Here is a 17,611-nt window from a genome sequence, read left to right on the forward strand (position 1 = left end):
GTTCGTTTTTAAGAACTATTAAATTATACCGCGCGAGAAGTTAGTTTTCCACAAACTAAAGAACACAATATTGTAATCAATTCCCTGCACAGGCTAAGGTAATGACAGCCAATTCTCTTCAGAGGTAACTTCTATGCCGTTTTTTCTAAGTAAAGCTGCAGTCACGCCGTTCCCAGCGATCTTCTTCCCTTTGAACTCTCCGTTATAAATCATGGTGCTGCCGCAAGAAGGACTGTTTTCCTTGAGGACTACCATCGTAGCTGAAACTTCTTGAGCTTTCTCAAGCGTAATATAAGCCCCTTTTAAATATAGTTCTGTTACATCTATGCCCGATCGGTCCACTACTTTAGCCGTTCCTGCAAGCACAGCCTCACCATCCCCGCCGACAATTTCAGCTGGCTCTCTAGGCGTAGAGAATCCCCCTAATAATTCCGGACACACAGCAATAGCTTGATTCTCATTCAAAAGCTTCTGAATTTTCTCATCCAAACAATCCGTGCCATTATATCTTACCTTCATACCAGCTAAACAAGAGCTTACCAAAATCACCTATATGCACCGCTTTCTTCATTCATTATGCTTCGTTTATAATAAGATACAACCCTTAACAGCCGTTCAAGCTAAGAAATATTTCGAGCATAACATGCTGATTACAAGCTGTAAACAAATCCAGCCTCAAAAACGACCGAATGGGAAGTGTATAAAATGTGCGGACGATATACGATAACCGTCACCATGGAAGAGCTGATGGTCAGATATTTTGCGAATGATTCAACCATTATCCACTATGCTCCAACATATAACGCAGCACCCATGCAGCAAATTCCGGCAGTCATTAACACAGGATCCAGCAATAAACTTGGGGAACTGCGCTGGGGTCTGGTTCCTTCATGGGCCAAAGATGACAAAATCGGCAGTAAAATGATCAATGCCCGGGCAGAGTCACTCCTTGAGAAGCCTTCTTTCAAGCGATTAGTAAGCTCCCGCCGCTGCATCATTCCATCTGATGGCTTCTATGAATGGAAGGTTCAGGGCAATAGCAAACAACCCATGCGAATCGTGATGCGCGATGGGGGTATTTTTTCAATGGCCGGATTGTATGATATTTGGATGGACCCTGAAGGTAATAAATTAAGTACCTGCACGATTATAACGACTACCCCAAATGAACTTATGGCTGAAATCCATAACCGTATGCCAGTTATTTTGAAGCCTGAGGATGAGCCAGAATGGCTGAGCCGGGACAATCAGGACGCAACTTCGTTAATAAAGCTTCTTAAACCCTATGATCAGCATCAAATGAGAGCCTACCCGGTTTCTACTGCAGTGGGAAATGTTCGGAATAATACGAAGGAATTAATCAATGAGATATAGAAAACAATATTATTCAAATGGTAGGAATGATTATCACCCTTTTATTGACACTAATTCTGACCTCGTTGTTTATCCATGAAAAAACATCTTAACCCTGCGGATTAACCGCAGAGTTAAGACCAGCGCCGCTCAATATGAATTCTGCGTCCCATCAATTGATGATACATCTGTAGAAATCTGTCTGCATACAGCTCAGAGGATAGGTTAGTCCGGATATGCCATTCTCCATTCATCCTGATTCTGGCCCGTAGTTCTGGATCATTCATTAAGGATAGAGCAGCAACCACAGCTTCATCCAGCTGCCCTCTAGTGTATATTTTTCCAGTGTGATTGTTAATGACGAGTCTACGAACGCCGTCTGAATCTGTAGTAAGTACAGGACAACGGCACAACATCGCCTCAGCAACCGCGTATCCAAACCCTTCCAAAATAGAGGTAGAAAGGAGCAAACCTCCCGAATCACCAATAATACTCATATAATCTGCCATTTGCTCATGAGGAATATTGGAATACGAAATCAACCGTGAAGAAATCCCCGTCTCAGCTACAAATTGATCAAAGCTTTCTTTTTGCTCTGGATCAAACAAAGTATCATCCTGAAAAATCCATAAATAAAGTTCGGGATGGATCGCCAGCAGCCTTTGCCCGATTTGCAGAAATTCCCGCCAATTCTTATTCGTTTGAATGCGTCCTACCCAGCCGAGGATAGGGAAACTTTTCGCGGGATAATTGGTATATCCAAACTGATCGCAATCGATCGGATCATCAAAACAATATTGTGGAATGGTTGGAAATCCGCCTTTGAAAAGCGCCTGCAAATGGGTTGTTTCTGGATACAGCAGTGCATCGGTGAGCCTGTAAATGCGCTCTGTAAAATTATTAACGACCTGCTCAGCTTCATCTAAGGTGCCTAAACCCTGCACTTCAAAAACAAGCGGCCCTTTATACCCGAACCCTCGAATCCGCTCTGCTAAGTTAATATCCGTACACACTACAATTAAGTCAAAAGCTTCACGAGCAAGCATTGCCCTGATCTCGTCATCGCTATTGGTAATATGCGTTTGAATGTTACGGATATTCTGCTGTCCTTTTCCATGGTGTGTATACAGTAAATGGCACTCTACACCGCGAGCATGTAACGCTTGGCAGCGAACTCGGTTCAGGGTTTGCATACCTCCACTCGGGTTATAAAAAGTGAACAAAATCTTCATTATGATCACTCATTCGCAAATTATTTTTAGGTAAAAGAGGTCTTCAACAAATCATACAGATCTGCGCTGCGAAACAGCTCATTATAATAGTGGCCTTTGGTCGATGGGACATGTCTGTGTCGAAATCCAATCAGGCTATGATCATCCGTATAGTAATTGGAAGTCGTATCCCCGCCCGTAGTTACCAAAGCTTCCAGCATGTACTCAATATCGAGCGCTCCTATAAAAACTTTTGGACCTAAAACTATCGTGAATGGAGTGGATAGTTGTTCTATAGCACTGCAAATCGCGTGTGACTCCACAGCTCCAGGCAGCCAGGCGAACGCTGTCGCAGGATGAGGTATGGTTTCCAATAGAGCCGATGGCTGACGCGTAGTTGATAAATCCAACACCCGGCATTCATAATTGCTATACGTTTGTTCGTACAGATTCTCTATCCGCGTTATTTCATCCGCACAAGCATTCACTACAGGATATAGAACGGTAATCATCGCCGGAATTCCTCTGCGAAACCGTGCCTGATGGCGGGTCAAATGATAGGCATATCTCCATCTACGATGATTTTCAACCGAATGTAATTGGGCAGATACACTAAAGGTAGAATCCACACGATAATTCACCAGTTCCACCGGTATAAAGCGAATTTCACAATGTTCAGCCAGTCTCAGCCAGTAATCATAATCCTCCACCGGTTCCATTCCATAAGCTCCAACAAGCTTCGCAATCTGTGCTTTGTACATAAAAGAAACGCCAATAAGCGAGTAATCCAGCAATCTCTCTTTAGGCTGTGACTGATAATTACGCTGAGTAGCTAATTGATGTTCGTTATGAAGAAACCTTCCCTCGTTATCGATGCTTTGAAAAGAACTGTACACGATGCCTAACTCCTGTGGACCTCTAACTAGCGCCCCCCGAAGGATTTCGAGGAAACGGGGTTCATAAACATTGTCGCTGGAAACCCAACTTAGATATTGAATACTAGGCTCACTATACAAAAGATCAAAGCCGGTATTCAGTGCATGTGCTATACCCCTGTTCTGTACGTAAGAGATAACCGTTACCCTTGGATCTTCGACAATAATGGATCTCACGAGCGGTTCCATTTCAGGTGCACCATCGATCACAACAACCAGCCGAAAATTGGTAAAAGATTGGTGTAGAACAGACTGCAGAGCTTGCCGTAAGAACTCCGGCTTTTGGGTATACACAGGCATAACTACTCCTACATCCGCCATGATTTTTTACCTCTCTCTACATTGGAGTATAAAAACAGTATATTTTGATTCCTCCCATCTGACTGTGTGAATGCCCTTAAAATACTTTATTACGCCTAAAAAAGCAGCAATCGCCCTATTTCTTTCAGCGACTGCTGCTTAATGGTCTAAATATTACTATTATACAGGTATAGAAAGAGCGGTAATCTCCGTCATTTCAGATTGAAGCACCCGCTGATCGGTAACTAGATTTCCGAACTCATCCAGCCCATAAACAGAGGTGACTACTTCTGCCAAAGGATAAGGACTACTAATTTGCACCTCGTAAGCCAGATTCCCCCCAATGAAAAACTCTCTAATATCAGAACTCTTTGCAGGAACGAAATAACCTGTGACATAAAGCGGGGTAAGAGCTGGCAAGGAATATGGAACACCGAAGACTTCGACAATCATCATTGCACTCGCATTACTTGTGTTACGAACACTGACCACTACATTACTCGCTGCAGTACCAGTTGCTCTCGTATTCGTAATAAGACCTGTTGTATAAGGCATTTTCTCACTCCTCCTCTTGGTTTCTATCAACTTATTCAACAGCTAGCTTATAGTTGTGAGGCAAGAGGAGGGGTTAACACGTGGAATAATAGCCAAATAGACAGGTATACAGTTCCTTTCCCGCTTTTTTCATAACATAGATTAAAGATGAAAAAGGAGAGGTGACAATGACCAATTTCAATTTTCAGGTCACTACAGGTTTGCCACCAAAGTTTGAACCCTATGTTGCTGTGAATCTGCTTATTCCCGGGATCATGATTGCTGTAGCTGTAGACACTACAACCGGAGTTCCATTAATAGGGATGTATCGCTCGTTAGATGGCGGTGCCAACTGGTCACAAGCTTTACTGCCTCTGCCTCCAGGATTTACAGGGGCCGAAGCACCTGCTGTTGCGTACTCCTTTCCGAATACATTTGCCATTTCTGCACATGCTTTTCCAGGCGCTTCAGACGGAACAACTATATTCTATATTTCCACCAACAATGGTACTAATTTCAGCAGCCCTGTAATTGTAAGTAGCGGGTATGGAACCTACATTAATAATGACGAAACAAATATCACAATCGATGTAGGACAATCTAGCCCATATTTAGGAAATATCTATGTTTCTTACAATCATCAGTTCAATGTAGCTAACGGAGGTAACTCGACAGCTTTTCTTAGTCGATCTCGTGATAATGGAGCCACATGGGACACTCCCATCCTGCTTTCCAGTGAAGCTAATCAGGTAGAACGTCCCGATGTAGCTGTGGATTTGATAGGCAGCGTGTATGGAGCATGGATTACGACAAATCCGGAATTCCGATTTGTGATCAGAACTTCTTTGGATGGTGGAACAACGTTTGGCGCCCCTGTTCTTGTGTCCACGATCGTACCTGTGCCCATAGTCCTGCCCGTTCCCGGCTATGCTTTTCGGGTCTTAACATTTGCGAATATTTCAACCGATCGATCAGTCGGACCCTTTACCAACCGTGTGTATACCATCTGGCAGGATTTCCGCCAAGGGTACTCTGATGTATTCATGTCCATTTCAAACGACAGGGGCATGACTTGGAGCACTCCCGTTAGTATTACCGGTGCACCCGCGGGATCTCAGAACTTTTTTCCTGCGATCGATGTCGACCCTTTGACGGGCGTAGTAAATGTGATCTATTACAGCAATCAGGTTAACGGATTTTTGCTAGATGTATATGTTGCGCGATCCATTAACGGTGGACAGACATTTACCAACACTAGAATAACTAACGTTTCCTTCGATCCGAATGCTGGAGGTACAGGACCTGTAACCTTAATAGGGGATTATATTGATATCACTTCCGTTCCGCCTGGAGGATATATCGGCGTATGGACAGATACTAGTCCGGGAACACAGACTATTTTTGCGGGATATTCCGATGTAGTTATTACTTGATTGGGGCTGGCTGCCCACATCATAAAAAGTCTATTGCCGGGGATTAGGCGATAGGCTTTTTAGTGCAGGTAATGAAAAAGAAAATATTTTCATGAACTTGAACGCTGTTACGCTGAGCTTTCGCATCCGCATCATCGCCGATTCCCACTCTGGCAAGATCCATAGCATACTGGGCTTTGATATTACATATGTTCGATTTTTCAGTTAAAAAACCTTCTCTAATAAAGATCCAAAAGCATAACCAAATTCATATGTATTTCTTACCAGACTCTCCATTCCCTGAACTAATAACGTGACGCCCTTAAGCATTAGAGTAAAAATAAATATCACACCAAACATTCGAAATACTCCCATTCCTTTCTCGTGCCTCCAACGATAATTCTTGCCCATTTTAAAACACCTCATTTTGAGTATTATTATGTTAACTACGTCTCATTACGGGCTCCTATGTATTTCACATCATCCGTATAAAATCTTCTTACTAGAATACTAGATTTGGAACATTATGTATACCAATGCAGAGGTCATCGGGTGATTTCTGCCTTCTCATAAGTAAATAAGCACAAATGTTCGCATATAAAGAATAATAGTGTTAAAATGAAGTTATACTATTCCTAAACTAAAGCCTAAGGAGTCTTGCCAAATGAGTCAAAGAGTTGCCTACAATGAAGTTGCACCTGAGGGTATGAAAATCATGATGGATATGGAGATGTACACCAAAAAATCTACGATTAATCGGACTACAAGAGAACTTATCAAAATCAGAGTTTCTCAAATTAACGGATGTGCTTTCTGCATAGATATGCATACATCCGAAGCTCGTAAAATGGGTGAAACCGAACAACGAATTTATTGTTTAAATGTTTGGGAGGAATGTACTTTTTATACACCTGAAGAGAAGGTTGCTCTCGAACTATCTGAGCATATTACGCTAATCCCTTCCAAAAGAGTTCCTGATGAGCTATATAAACGAGTACGTGAACAATACGATGAGAAGCAATATATTGATCTTGTACTGGTCATTAATCAAATCAACAGTTGGAACAGAATTTCTATTGCAATGGGAAATACACCCGCAGAACAATAATTACCCTCAAAGAACACCTTAGGGTGTTTTTTTTATTCTCCGCTCCGTACGTTCCACGGCTCCGTTGATATATAAATTATCTCATTAAAATGCCCTGCCAGTATAATTACTAGCAAGGCATTTTTTCATGCGATCGCGTTGGGTTAGTTCAATAACAATTGCTGATTTTAGTACTCTCTTTTATTTCCCTTCTTTACGTATTCCCACTCAACCTCAACATTTTTCCTAACTCTTTGCAAGAGTTGAAACAATACTTCCGTTTCTTTTTCAGATAATCCTGCTAACGCAACCAAGTCGGTATGTTCCCCTTCTCTCTTCAGAAAAGAATAGGCTTGTTTACCTTTTTCAGTTGTGAATAACCTTTTTATTTTTTTGTTCGTTTCATCGTCTTTCTTTTCAATAAAACCTTGGATTTCAAGTTTCTGAATCGCACGCGCTGCTGTTGTTCGGTCCACCTTTATCATTTCTGACAGCTTTTCTTGAATAATACCTGGATTCTCATATATCCGGACCAGATATAAATACTGCCCCTTTGTAAGCTCTAATTCCTTGAACTCTATATTACTTATGGAATCTAATGCCCTCGCTATCATTCCAACTTCACGAAGTATCTCCTTCATTCAATCACCTACCAGTTCCAATAATGTTGTATTTACAACAATATTGATTATATATATACTTATAATTGTCGTTAATTCATTATGACGTTTTTCCTAAAAAAAACAAATACAGAATGGAGTAAGCAAGAATGAATCTTAAAAGAATTACACTAATCGAGGAACTTGAAGCTGCATTTTCAATAAGAAAAAAAGTATTTGTTGAGGAACAAGGCGTACCCCTTAATGATGAATTTGATGAATTCGATACGCTGAATGGAGAATGTGAGCATGTTCTCGCCTATTATGATGGGCAACCAGTTGCCACAGGAAGGATCCGCTTTCTTGATGGATTAGGTAAGTTAGAGCGTATTTGCATCCTAGAACCTTATCGTAAATTTGGAATTGGGAAAAAAATTATTTCTGCATTAGAAGAGATCGTGGTTGAAAAGGGGCATCAAAAGGTTAAATTGCACGGGCAAACTCAGGCAGAGGGGTTCTATAAGAAACTTGGTTATCGGGCTTCATCTACTGAATTTATGGAGGATGGCATCCCTCATCTTTTAATGATTAAAGATCTTTCTGCTTCAATAGAATGAAGAAGTTTAGTGTAACTACGTTTTCCATTTTCACTTGCGGAATTTTCATCTTAACCCTAGGCGTTTCACTAACAATAATCTCCGATCTTGGAGCGTCACCTTTTGATGCACTTTTAGTCGGTCTATCCCAAAATGTCGGTCTTACAGTAGGCAGTTGGGAAGTGCTGATCGCATGCCTATTGATTGGATGTAATTCATGTTTATCCAAGCAAAGACCAGAATTATTAGGGTTGGTAACTGCATTTATAGCAGGCATTGGTATCGATATGTGGCTTTTTTTGTTAAACAATCTGATCGAGCCTAATCTGTGGATCAGTAAAATCGCCTTTTATGGTTTAGGCTTAATCGCAATTGGATTAGGTACATCCATTTATTTGTACGCAAATTTCGCACCGATTCCAGTGGACCGACTAACATTAGTACTGCAAACGATAACTAGGCTTAGTATACTATTTACTAAAACAATCATTTATCTGGTTTTCTTATTTGCCGCCATTATTTTCAATGGGCCTATTGGGATTGGCACTCTACTTACCATTTGTTTAGGCGGCTTAATTCTTAATTACTTTATGCCACTTATACAGAAAGCCTTGGACCGATTGCTACAACATACAACAGCGGACTCCGCTAAAGAAATATGATATATAGAGCAAACCATAATCTTATCATTGGGAGTGAATAATATGGAGATTAGAATCGATAACTTAACCGGAACCGAAATCATAGCATTGATCAGTGAACATCTGCAGAGCATGTTTGAGCAATCCCCGCCAGAGAGTGTACATGCGTTGAATTTAGATAAATTAAAAACACCTGAAATTACCTTCTGGAGCGCCTGGGAGCAGGGCGAACTCTTAGGTTGCGGTGCTCTTAAAGACCTGGGTAGCCATCATGGTGAAATCAAATCCATGCGTACTTCTACCAAGCATCTTAGGAAGGGCATTGCATCTAAAATGCTTGCCCATATCATTAAGGAAGCTAAGCAACAAGGCTATCGGCGGCTGAGCTTAGAAACCGGATCCACTGAAGGGTTCGAAGCAGCTAGAAAATTATATGAACAATATGGATTTGAATACTGCAGTCCGTTTGCAGATTACATTGAAGACCCCTATAGTGTTTTTATGACGAAAGAATTATAAGCACTATGGAGATGCTAATTTGACTACTAATCAATGGATACCGATTCTCGCAGCGTTCATCGGAGCCTCTTGCTGCTGGATCGCGCTCTTTAATAAGCGTAAGAACAAATAGAATCGCAGATAAAAAAAGACTCCCAAATGGGAGCCTAAACGTTGACACATTTTTTTTTGGAATATCTTTCATTCGAGGACTAAATATAAAACATGTAATTGTCAGCCAAACTCTCTTCTTTGTAGTTAATCAAATCATAAAGTGTTGTGGAATCCAGCACATCGGCAATGCTGTCACGAATACGCAACCATAAATCCCGTTTCGCTGCATCGTCCTCTTCCGTGAAGTCTACAGGAGAGATAGGGCCCTCCAGCACACGGATGATATCACCGGCAGTGATAGCGTTCGCCTCACGCGACAAAATGTATCCGCCATATGCTCCACGAATACTTTTTACAAGCCCTGCATTGCGCAGAGGAGCAATTAGTTGCTCCAGATAATGCTCGGAAAGACCATTTTTCTCAGCGATACTCTTAAGTGAAGTTGGTCCTTCACCAAATTTCAGTGCAAGCTCCATCATAATTGTTAGTCCGTAACGACCTTTGGTTGATATTTTCAAAGGGGCACCTCTTTCAGTTTAATGTCTGATTATTGTATACTATTGATTCGGCAAGTCATTTTGATTGTCATATCAAGGTATTCCGATAATTACTCTCAGTTTATGTTATCATATCCGAAGTCACAAATGAAATGGTAAACGAAACATTTTACGAGAATGTTCACCCCAGGTGGACATTTTGTTGTTTCCAGTCTCTTATTTCAGAGGTTTAGAGTAGACAGGTATGTTATAATACATTTTGAGCCGGGTGTTCCATGAATGACCGGTATTTTGGGTACAGAAATGGTGATTACGATGACAAAAGCAAAACAAGACACCCGTGTCGTCGTCGGCATGTCCGGAGGGGTCGATTCCTCCGTCACGGCGCTTCTGCTCAAGCAGCAGGGCTATGACGTCATCGGCATCTTCATGAAGAACTGGGACGATACCGACGAATTCGGAGTATGTACGGCCGAAAGCGATGCAGAGGATGTTCGCCGCGTATGCGAGCAGATTGATATTCCTTACTATACCGTTAATTTCGAGAAGGAATACTTTGATAAGGTATTTTCTTATTTTCTCGATGAATATAAGGCCGGCCGGACGCCAAATCCTGACGTCATGTGCAACCGCGAGATTAAGTTTGGAGAATTTTTGAACAAAGCTCTTCAGCTTGGTGCCGATTATGTCGCAACTGGACATTACGCACGTGTTATAGAAGAAGATGGTGTGTACAAGCTGCTCCGCGGCGTAGACAACAATAAGGATCAAACCTATTTCCTGAATGCACTGGGGCAACATCAACTCTCTAAAACAATGTTCCCTATTGGACATCTGCCGAAACCTGAAGTGCGGAGAATTGCTGAAGAAGCAGGACTTTACACTGCCAAGAAAAAAGATAGCACAGGCGTCTGCTTTATCGGCGAGCGCAACTTCCGCGAATTCCTCAGTCAATATCTCCCGGCACAAGCTGGCGATATGGTTGACATAGTAACTGGAGAGATCAAAGGCCGCCACGACGGACTTATGTATTACACGTTAGGCCAACGCCAAGGCCTTGGTATTGGTGGCTCTGGCAACGGCGAACCGTGGTTTGTAGCTGAGAAAGACCTTAGCCGCAACATTCTTTATGTAGTACAAGGAGACAAGCACCATAGCCTGTACTCCACTAGCCTGATTGCTTCCGGTGTTAACTGGATTGACGGCCAAGAGCTTGGGCAAGAGCCGCTGAAATGCACCGCCAAATTCCGGTATCGCCAGCCAGATCAAGGCGTGACCCTTACAGCGCGTGAAGATGGAACAATAACTGTAGCCTTTGATGTTCCACAAAAAGCTATCACACCTGGTCAAGCCGTTGTCTTCTATCTCGGCGAGCAATGTCTCGGCGGCGGAACGATAGAATACGCGGAGAAGGTTGTTCCTTCAGCACAAGTGTGAATGTATACCAAGCTTCTATAAAAGCTTGATCTACAAGTAATCGTAGTAACTCACAATATCTAACAAACGTACCAAAGCACGAAATAGTTGTATTTAATACAGCTATTTCGTGCTTTTTTATTTCTTTTTGGGTTTTAGTTGTATATTGTACAGTTAAACTGAGCTTATACCTCAATAAATACCCATATACTGATAAATAGTTGTATGAAGTGCAACTAAATTACGTTGGCGCGGCTAGGGTGTATTTTAGTTGTAAAAAATACAATTAAAATGGATATGAAGCCACATTTAGTCGCAGTCGCTAACTAGCCAATTACTAAAAAAAGCCCCAGCCAAATGGCTAGGGCTTCCCTTATTTAGACTTTAAGGCTCAAGTCCCCATGCTAGATCACCATTCAAATACAACGGCACATGATTCCATTCCGTGTACGATGTTTTGGCAGGATCATAAGAGTAGTCTCCAACCTCGTTGTAATTGCTCCAATCCGTTTTGTTGACCCGGATCTGGATATCACCCGTGTTGGCTCCCGGTGCAAGACTGCCTGCACCTGCGCCGAAGGAGATTTCTAAATAATAATCCGCTCCAGTTTTGGCAGGGTCCACCTTCACGAATGTTCCCTGTATATTACTTCCACCGATGTTAGCATAGTCAACATTAAATTGTTGAGGTTTATCGCCATCAATCGTGTAATAATACCGCAGCTTTACATCGCTAAGCGCTACAGCCGTATCCCCATTGTTAACAATTTGCAGCTGCGGGCGGAACTGATTATCTCCCGGATTGGTATCACTTGTCCGGTATTTCACCAGCAAATCTCCTTGTACCGGAATCGGCACATCAATAGGCTTGGCATGAACCTCAAGCGAATTTGGGCTCTCTCCAACCACGTTGGAAGCACTAACTACGTAGTAGTAATCCGTACCGTTAACCACTGAAGCGTCATTGTAAGTCGCCTGAGTGACAACAGCCACATCGCTGTAAGGGCCACCAGTTGTCGCAGCTCTTTTCACAGTGTAGCTAGTAGCTCCAGTTACGTTGTTCCAACTAAGATCTACAACTTTGTTACCAGCGACCACACTTGGTTTGGAAGGTGCTTTTGGAGCTACTGGCTCAGTAGGCACACTGCTGTTGATCAGTCGATCGTATTCAGCATAAGCAGTTGCCATATCTACTTGCGACCAGAAGCGATGGTAGGTAAATTCAGGGGCTCCATTGTCCCAAGTTTTAGTCACTTTATTAAAAGAAGTATTGTATTTGTCCAGCAAATATTGCCACTTGGAGTCATTCACGATATTTGGACGGATATCGGTATAGCTTGCGTATACCCCGTTTCCGCCTTTAGCTGGATCGGAAGGCACTGTAGATGAACCAGGGATCGTATTTCCTTGGCCGAATGTACCTGTCCAACCGCTTGGGAAATAGACTTCTTTAGTGAAATAGCGAGAATAATCTCCACGGCTTTCGGTAGTTGCAATACCAACTCCATCGTTATAACCCCATGCCGTGTCTAACAAAGATTTAGCCAGTACCTGAGCCTCTCCTCCCAGAGTACTGTAGCTGCCATGTTCAGCTTTGGTGCCAGCCGCATAGAAGGTAAGTGCCTTAATATAGCTGCCCAGTACACCTGTATCTTGGCTTGGACTCTTAGTTACGGCTTTCAGGTTACTGTTTGCTGCAGAACCACTGAAGCCATTCCACGTATTAGGTTGTCCTGTCCATTCCACATTACCTGGAATCCAGAACTCTCCTGGTGCAGAGACTGTTGCCACTTGTGGGTTGTCTCCTCCAAGAATTCGATTACCTTGACTGTTCAGGTAGTAACCTTCAGCATCCGTAACTGGACGTTTGTTGGCAAAGGCATAATCTTTAGACCAATCTACCCAATTTTCTATAACTTGTTTTGCCATTTGAAAGTTTTCAGATGTAGTGTCTCCGTTAGAAGCAAGGATATAGTACAGCTCTGCTACCCGCTCCACACTCCATGCCTGCATCCCGAACCAGTTATTGGATGGAGGATCGTGGTAGACTGGAGCTTCGTCATATGCCATGCCATAAAAAGTACTGGTTCCGGCTGGATAAGCCTTGTAGGCGCCTTGATAACTATTGGTCGCTCCTCCGGCAATTGCCCCTTCAGAGGACTGCAGCCAAGTATAGAATTCCAATTGACGTTTCAGAGAATTTTCCCAATCCTGTCCAGCTGTAGCTGATGACGGGATCAGACCACCATCCGAATCAGAAAGTGCGTAGGCAGCCACGACATTCTGATACCCTTGGTGGGCATGGCTCGCCCCGATTCTCCAAGCCCAGTTTCCTGTAGCTCCAAGTCCACCGCCCCATGCGGTATACCAAGCCAGAAGATATTGATTGGAATCTTTGCCAGTCCCGGCATCAGGTGTGCCGTCAGTAGCTGCACTTCCTACTTTTTGGAAGTATTTATCATACATACCGTACCGCAGGAAATCGCCCATTTTCTTAGCTTTGTTCAAATACACTGTATTGTTGTAGCCGAGCTCTTTAGCCCAGTACATTGCTTGTACTGCCCGTGCATCGGCATCTGTAGCATTCGTGTAACGCCATTGAGCGGAAGGCACGTTAGCTTCTTTTGTGAACAGGCTCATGAAGCCTTCGTTTGCTTTTCCGAACGTTTTGTCATCTTGAGACGGGTGAGGGACCGCCTCCCAAACGGACTCTTGTTCACCCCGTTGGAATGTATTCACATAAGCGGCTGTATGCGTAGGATTCAGCAAGTTGCCGAAGCCGTACCAGTTGTCCACGTCTACCAGCCAGTGCATCAAGTAGGTCTGGTTGTTGCCATACGTCGCCTTCAATTCAGCATCTAGCGGATCTTTACCTGCTGTATACTGGCCACCTAGCTGACTTGGATACTGATCCGGCTGAGCATGCTCCGCTGCATACGTAGCCGGGCTGTTCGGATTGTAATAACTCATGGTTGGCTGTTCTTCCTTGCCATCACCTTCGTTAATAGGGATGATATACTTCTCCATGTTGTCCCAAGCTGATTCCAGCTTAGTCCAGTCCCCTGTGTGATAACCATAGAGTACCTCAAGCCACATCCAATAACTGTAAGCTTCTGAGGTCGTCATATGTCCGTAATCAGGGGCTTCACTCATCAAGGTCTCTACCGCATGATAAGGTACTCCTTCAGCAGAGAAATAACCATTTGCGGGGTCTTTTAGCTGCGCATATAATTGCAGAAATCGCGTCTGCTCCGTAGTAGAAGCGTGAGCAGTCTGAGGTCTAAAATTAAATAGACCGGTCATGAGTGAGAGAAACAGGACTGCGGCCATCATTACAGAAACAGGCTTCTTTATTAAGCTCAATTTCATCATCTTAGGCAAGCTCCCTCTCTTGGATATATTTATGGTTCTAAGCCCCATACAAGTGTTTCACCTTGATAAAGTGTAACTTTATTCCAATCGGCAAATGTCTGCTGAACCGCGCTGTAGGAATAATCATCCGTTTCATTGTAAGCCGTCCAGTCCGTCTTATTGGTGCGAGCCTGAATCTCGCCGCTATCTCCACCAGGCGCTACGCTTCCAGCCCCTGCACCAAAAGAAATCTCCAGATAATAATCCGCGCCCGTACTGGCGGGATTCAGCTTAACAAAACTGCCGCTTAAATTACCACTGCCCACTACAGCATAATCACAATGAAACTGTTGTGGTTTATCCCCATCCACAGTGAAATAATAACGCAGCTTCAAGCCGCTAAGTGCCACAGACTCGGTTCCTGTATTCATAATTCGGAACTGAGGGCGCAGCTGTCCATCACTGGCATTCGTATCATTCGTACGATATTGCACCTTCAAATTCCCCGTTGTGGGCTGTGTTGTTTCTTGGGGTTTGGCACTAACCTGTATAGATGGCAAGCTCTCCCCTACACTATTCGTGGCAGTGATCACATAATAATAAGTGGTTCCGTTCACCCGTCCACTATCCATGTAATCCGTTCCCATGACATTCTCAAGCACCGTATACGGGCCTCCACTCACTTCACTGCGTTTAACGGTATATTCACTAACCCCGCTAATGGCATTCCAAGTCAAATGGACAGTCCCATTACCTGCTACTGCCTGAACATTAGTCGGACGTGCAGGGACTTGAGGTTCTCCAGGTTGTCCACCACCCGCTGGAAGTTCTCCATACATGTGCACACCTGCATCAAACACCGGAATGTTCGCTGTTTTAACAGGAGTTGCTCCTTGAGCTGCCACACCTTGGAATGAAAAATCATTAGCATTATTCCAGAAGTTAGTGTTCAGCGGGGCTGCAATTCGGAATTGAATCTCCTTACGATGAGCAGATTGTCCACCCGGATAAATTAAAGTACCTGTAAAATCAACCTTAGTATAGTAGATATGGTTAGCTGCATCGTAAGGCTGAAGTGCAGACACCGTTCCACCCTGATTGTAGCCTCCCGCCGTAACCGTAATATCCTCAGGAGCATAACCAGCCGCTATCGCTTCACTAAGATCCACATAGTAGTTAAAAGACATCTCTTTACTGGCCCGTGCCGGCCAGCCCGTACGGTTATTCAGCAATGCTCGAATCTCTACGAAGTTGCTGCCACTAGCATTCACAGAGGCTTCGACAAACATCTCATCTTCACGTGTCTCTGCAGGTGGAAATTGTGCAAGCGGCTGTTGCCCTTGTCCATGCAGCAGCACCATTTTTGCAATAGCTCCTGTAAAAGCTGCATTGTAATCGGTTGCAACTTCATTCGAGACATAATCGTTAATGGAGTCGGTGTAGCTGTCTGTTTTGGACGGGCCTCCAACTAGCGCTCCGTACAAGACATGGCGATGATTTACCGGAACGGTCTGACTATCATTCCATGATCCATGTGAGGTTCGATGATGGGGATGCTGAGGAGAATTATTACCATAACCGATAACATAACTGCTGTTTCGTGGATTGTCGCCAAGCATATACGTAATTTGTCTCTCCGCGAAAGAACGCGCCGTATCTTTCTTCACCGGATCGCTCACCCAGTCCGAGTAAACGAAGGCCATAAAAGCCTGATTGGCTGCATAACGCAATGCGCCCCATTGATCCAGATGGGCTAGTCCGCCAGGTGTATAGGCAACACGGTCACTTGTTCCACCCACTCCAGTCGTCCAATACTGCATATTCCGTTCAGTGGATTGAATGAACTTGGTCTGCCCGGTGATTCGTGCCAACAGTAATTGAGCGCCATAATGCTTGTCGTCCCAAGACTGCGTCCACTGATAACCCCAGTTTCCAGCCTGATTCGTTCCCCATTGATCACTTGCTGCAATAGCCTTATTGAGATACTGCTGATCGTTAGTCGCCAAATACAACCAGACAGCCCCCCAGCTCAATTCATCCGCATAACCGCTCCAAGAATTATAATATTGTTTGGCATCGGTAATGCTATCGGAATAGGAGCCGCGGTAAGTGTCAGCAAAATTATAAAGCTGTTTAGCATGCAGCAGCAGCTTGTCCGCATATACGGCATCCGTATCCCTGAAAATAATGGATGCTGAAGCTAACGCTGCAGCTGTTTCTGCGGCAAGATCTGATCCGGGATGAGTGGCATCAATTTTGTAGGAAGGTCTCTGCATCTGCATGACTTCTGCGGGTCCCCACCAATTATGATCGGTTGTTCCGTTACCAACTTGTCCCCACAGCTCGTTAGGAGCAGTATGAGCTTTTACAAAATAATCGGTTGCCCAGCGAATATTGTCTAATATTTCCTCCAGCTGCCCAGACCCCTCATATCCTTGCTTGTACTCATAAACCGACCACGCCAGCATCGTCGTAGAATAAGCCATAGGCAGACCGAATTTAACGTGATCACCGGCATCATACCAACCACCAGTCAGATCATGTCCCACATCCGCCCCGTCCAAAAGACCGGAATCGCCCCGCCATTCCACCCGATTGTTATCTGGCAATTCACCAGACCGCTGGGTTTCGTAGAAATAAATAGATTTTTGAAGAACCTCCGCATAGTTATAGTCTCCGGCCGCCGCCTCTGCTATCGCCGGTTGAAATGCAGCATTTGAACAAAATGTAAGCGTAAACAACAAACTGAACACCAGTCCTTGTTTCCTATACCTCTTGATCATTTCTACTGCCCCTCTCTTCAGTGAATGCCACAAGAAAGATTACACCTCAGTCCCGTAACACCTCCCTCACTTGAATCAGGTACCCGTCATTGCGATCATCCACTCACCTCTCTCTAAGAGCTATATTTAAGCGAAAGTTTCGCTCTCACCCAAAATATACCATATCTTTCATTAAAACACTATATTTTTACAGTAAATAATGCACAAAATATAGAAATTATTGTTAATTTAATGAAAAATAAAAAACAGCAGCTCAGGATCTCTCCTTGAACTGCTGTTCATTA

The 17,611-nt window shown here is 43.7% G+C and carries 16 protein-coding genes; 7 read left to right on the forward strand and 9 right to left on the reverse strand.

The window, feature by feature from the left end:
- Positions 1 to 93: 93 nt before the first annotated feature.
- Positions 94 to 549, reverse strand: coding sequence for a 2-thiouracil desulfurase family protein (locus PODO_RS23290; RefSeq protein WP_036677566.1), 456 nt, complete (start codon positions 547 to 549; stop codon positions 94 to 96).
- A gap of 156 nt (positions 550 to 705) precedes the next feature.
- Here PODO_RS23290 and PODO_RS23295 point away from each other — a divergent pair, with 156 nt between their 5' ends.
- Positions 706 to 1,374 carry an SOS response-associated peptidase gene (locus PODO_RS23295; protein WP_036677569.1) on the forward strand — a complete coding sequence of 223 codons (669 nt, stop codon included), beginning with the start codon at positions 706 to 708 and terminating at the stop codon, positions 1,372 to 1,374.
- A gap of 113 nt (positions 1,375 to 1,487) precedes the next feature.
- On the opposite strand, the gene PODO_RS23300 is transcribed toward PODO_RS23295, so the two are convergent.
- From PODO_RS23300 to PODO_RS23310, 3 genes are all read right to left on the reverse strand, one after another.
- Positions 1,488 to 2,585 (reverse strand): glycosyltransferase family 4 protein, encoded by a 1,098-nt coding sequence (locus PODO_RS23300; RefSeq protein WP_036677572.1) that lies wholly within the window; start codon positions 2,583 to 2,585, stop codon positions 1,488 to 1,490.
- 26 nt (positions 2,586 to 2,611) lie between these two features.
- The gene (locus tag PODO_RS23305) at positions 2,612 to 3,820 is read right to left on the reverse strand and encodes a glycosyltransferase family 2 protein (RefSeq protein WP_036677575.1); all 1,209 of its coding nucleotides are present in this window, start codon (positions 3,818 to 3,820) and stop codon (positions 2,612 to 2,614) included.
- Between the two features lie 159 nt (positions 3,821 to 3,979).
- Positions 3,980 to 4,354, reverse strand: a complete 375-nt coding sequence (locus tag PODO_RS23310) for a hypothetical protein (RefSeq protein WP_036677578.1) — start codon at positions 4,352 to 4,354, stop codon at positions 3,980 to 3,982.
- Between the two features lie 167 nt (positions 4,355 to 4,521).
- On the opposite strand from PODO_RS23310, the gene PODO_RS23315 reads away from it, so the two are divergent.
- Positions 4,522 to 5,766: a sialidase family protein gene (locus PODO_RS23315; protein WP_051490984.1), complete on the forward strand. Its 1,245-nt coding sequence runs from the start codon at positions 4,522 to 4,524 to the stop codon at positions 5,764 to 5,766.
- A 204-nt stretch (positions 5,767 to 5,970) separates the two neighbouring features.
- Here the strand turns inward: PODO_RS23315 and PODO_RS23320 are convergent, their stop codons facing one another.
- Complete coding sequence (locus PODO_RS23320) at positions 5,971 to 6,120, reverse strand: hypothetical protein (RefSeq protein WP_155288181.1); 150 nt, start codon at positions 6,118 to 6,120, stop codon at positions 5,971 to 5,973.
- A 289-nt stretch (positions 6,121 to 6,409) separates the two neighbouring features.
- On the opposite strand from PODO_RS23320, the gene PODO_RS23325 reads away from it, so the two are divergent.
- Positions 6,410 to 6,853, forward strand: coding sequence for a carboxymuconolactone decarboxylase family protein (locus PODO_RS23325; protein WP_036677583.1), 444 nt, complete (start codon positions 6,410 to 6,412; stop codon positions 6,851 to 6,853).
- 167 nt (positions 6,854 to 7,020) lie between these two features.
- Here the strand turns inward: PODO_RS23325 and PODO_RS23330 are convergent, their stop codons facing one another.
- Positions 7,021 to 7,473 carry a MarR family winged helix-turn-helix transcriptional regulator gene (locus tag PODO_RS23330; protein WP_036677586.1) on the reverse strand — a complete coding sequence of 151 codons (453 nt, stop codon included), beginning with the start codon at positions 7,471 to 7,473 and terminating at the stop codon, positions 7,021 to 7,023.
- Positions 7,474 to 7,601: 128 nt separating this feature from the next.
- On the opposite strand from PODO_RS23330, the gene PODO_RS23335 reads away from it, so the two are divergent.
- The 3 genes from PODO_RS23335 to PODO_RS23345 are packed head-to-tail and all read left to right on the forward strand — an operon-like array spanning position 7,602 to position 9,187.
- A complete protein-coding gene (locus tag PODO_RS23335; RefSeq protein WP_038572966.1) occupies positions 7,602 to 8,048 on the forward strand; it encodes a GNAT family N-acetyltransferase in 447 nt (148 codons plus the stop codon).
- The gene (locus tag PODO_RS23340) at positions 8,045 to 8,689 is read left to right on the forward strand and encodes a YczE/YyaS/YitT family protein (protein ID WP_038572968.1); all 645 of its coding nucleotides are present in this window, start codon (positions 8,045 to 8,047) and stop codon (positions 8,687 to 8,689) included. Before PODO_RS23335 ends, PODO_RS23340 begins: the two co-directional genes overlap by 4 nt.
- Positions 8,690 to 8,731: 42 nt before the next feature.
- The gene (locus PODO_RS23345) at positions 8,732 to 9,187 is read left to right on the forward strand and encodes a GNAT family N-acetyltransferase (protein WP_036677596.1); all 456 of its coding nucleotides are present in this window, start codon (positions 8,732 to 8,734) and stop codon (positions 9,185 to 9,187) included.
- A 191-nt stretch (positions 9,188 to 9,378) separates the two neighbouring features.
- On the opposite strand, the gene cymR is transcribed toward PODO_RS23345, so the two are convergent.
- Entirely contained in the window at positions 9,379 to 9,798 is a 420-nt protein-coding gene (gene cymR, locus PODO_RS23350) for a cysteine metabolism transcriptional regulator CymR (protein WP_036677599.1), read from the reverse strand.
- A gap of 294 nt (positions 9,799 to 10,092) precedes the next feature.
- Between cymR and mnmA the strand changes: the two genes are divergently transcribed.
- On the forward strand, positions 10,093 to 11,214 hold the full coding sequence (gene mnmA, locus PODO_RS23355) for a tRNA 2-thiouridine(34) synthase MnmA (protein WP_036677701.1): 1,122 nt from the start codon (positions 10,093 to 10,095) through the stop codon (positions 11,212 to 11,214).
- 363 nt (positions 11,215 to 11,577) lie between these two features.
- On the opposite strand, the gene PODO_RS23360 is transcribed toward mnmA, so the two are convergent.
- Both PODO_RS23360 and PODO_RS23365 read right to left on the reverse strand, forming a co-directional pair.
- The gene (locus PODO_RS23360) at positions 11,578 to 14,562 is read right to left on the reverse strand and encodes a glycoside hydrolase family 48 protein (RefSeq protein WP_080742725.1); all 2,985 of its coding nucleotides are present in this window, start codon (positions 14,560 to 14,562) and stop codon (positions 11,578 to 11,580) included.
- Positions 14,563 to 14,594: 32 nt separating this feature from the next.
- Positions 14,595 to 17,327, reverse strand: coding sequence for a glycoside hydrolase family 9 protein (locus tag PODO_RS23365; RefSeq protein ID WP_038572972.1), 2,733 nt, complete (start codon positions 17,325 to 17,327; stop codon positions 14,595 to 14,597).
- Between the last annotated feature and the right edge of the window lie 284 nt (positions 17,328 to 17,611).

Source organism: Paenibacillus odorifer (assembly GCF_000758725.1).
GTDB classification, from domain to species: domain Bacteria; phylum Bacillota; class Bacilli; order Paenibacillales; family Paenibacillaceae; genus Paenibacillus_AQ; species Paenibacillus_AQ odorifer.

Coding starts and splice junctions, on each gene's coding strand:
- PODO_RS23320 (WP_155288181.1), bottom strand. CDS start 6,120: ATGGGAGTATTTCGAATGTTTGGTGTGATATTTATTTTTACTCTAATG.
- PODO_RS23330 (WP_036677586.1), bottom strand. CDS start 7,473: ATGAAGGAGATACTTCGTGAAGTTGGAATGATAGCGAGGGCATTAGAT.
- PODO_RS23310 (WP_036677578.1), bottom strand. CDS start 4,354: ATGCCTTATACAACAGGTCTTATTACGAATACGAGAGCAACTGGTACT.
- PODO_RS23295 (WP_036677569.1), top strand. CDS start 706: ATGTGCGGACGATATACGATAACCGTCACCATGGAAGAGCTGATGGTC.
- PODO_RS23305 (WP_036677575.1), bottom strand. CDS start 3,820: ATGGCGGATGTAGGAGTAGTTATGCCTGTGTATACCCAAAAGCCGGAG.
- PODO_RS23325 (WP_036677583.1), top strand. CDS start 6,410: ATGAGTCAAAGAGTTGCCTACAATGAAGTTGCACCTGAGGGTATGAAA.
- PODO_RS23300 (WP_036677572.1), bottom strand. CDS start 2,585: ATGAAGATTTTGTTCACTTTTTATAACCCGAGTGGAGGTATGCAAACC.
- PODO_RS23340 (WP_038572968.1), top strand. CDS start 8,045: ATGAAGAAGTTTAGTGTAACTACGTTTTCCATTTTCACTTGCGGAATT.
- PODO_RS23315 (WP_051490984.1), top strand. CDS start 4,522: ATGACCAATTTCAATTTTCAGGTCACTACAGGTTTGCCACCAAAGTTT.
- PODO_RS23335 (WP_038572966.1), top strand. CDS start 7,602: ATGAATCTTAAAAGAATTACACTAATCGAGGAACTTGAAGCTGCATTT.
- PODO_RS23365 (WP_038572972.1), bottom strand. CDS start 17,327: ATGATCAAGAGGTATAGGAAACAAGGACTGGTGTTCAGTTTGTTGTTT.
- PODO_RS23345 (WP_036677596.1), top strand. CDS start 8,732: ATGGAGATTAGAATCGATAACTTAACCGGAACCGAAATCATAGCATTG.
- mnmA (WP_036677701.1), top strand. CDS start 10,093: ATGACAAAAGCAAAACAAGACACCCGTGTCGTCGTCGGCATGTCCGGA.
- PODO_RS23360 (WP_080742725.1), bottom strand. CDS start 14,562: ATGAAATTGAGCTTAATAAAGAAGCCTGTTTCTGTAATGATGGCCGCA.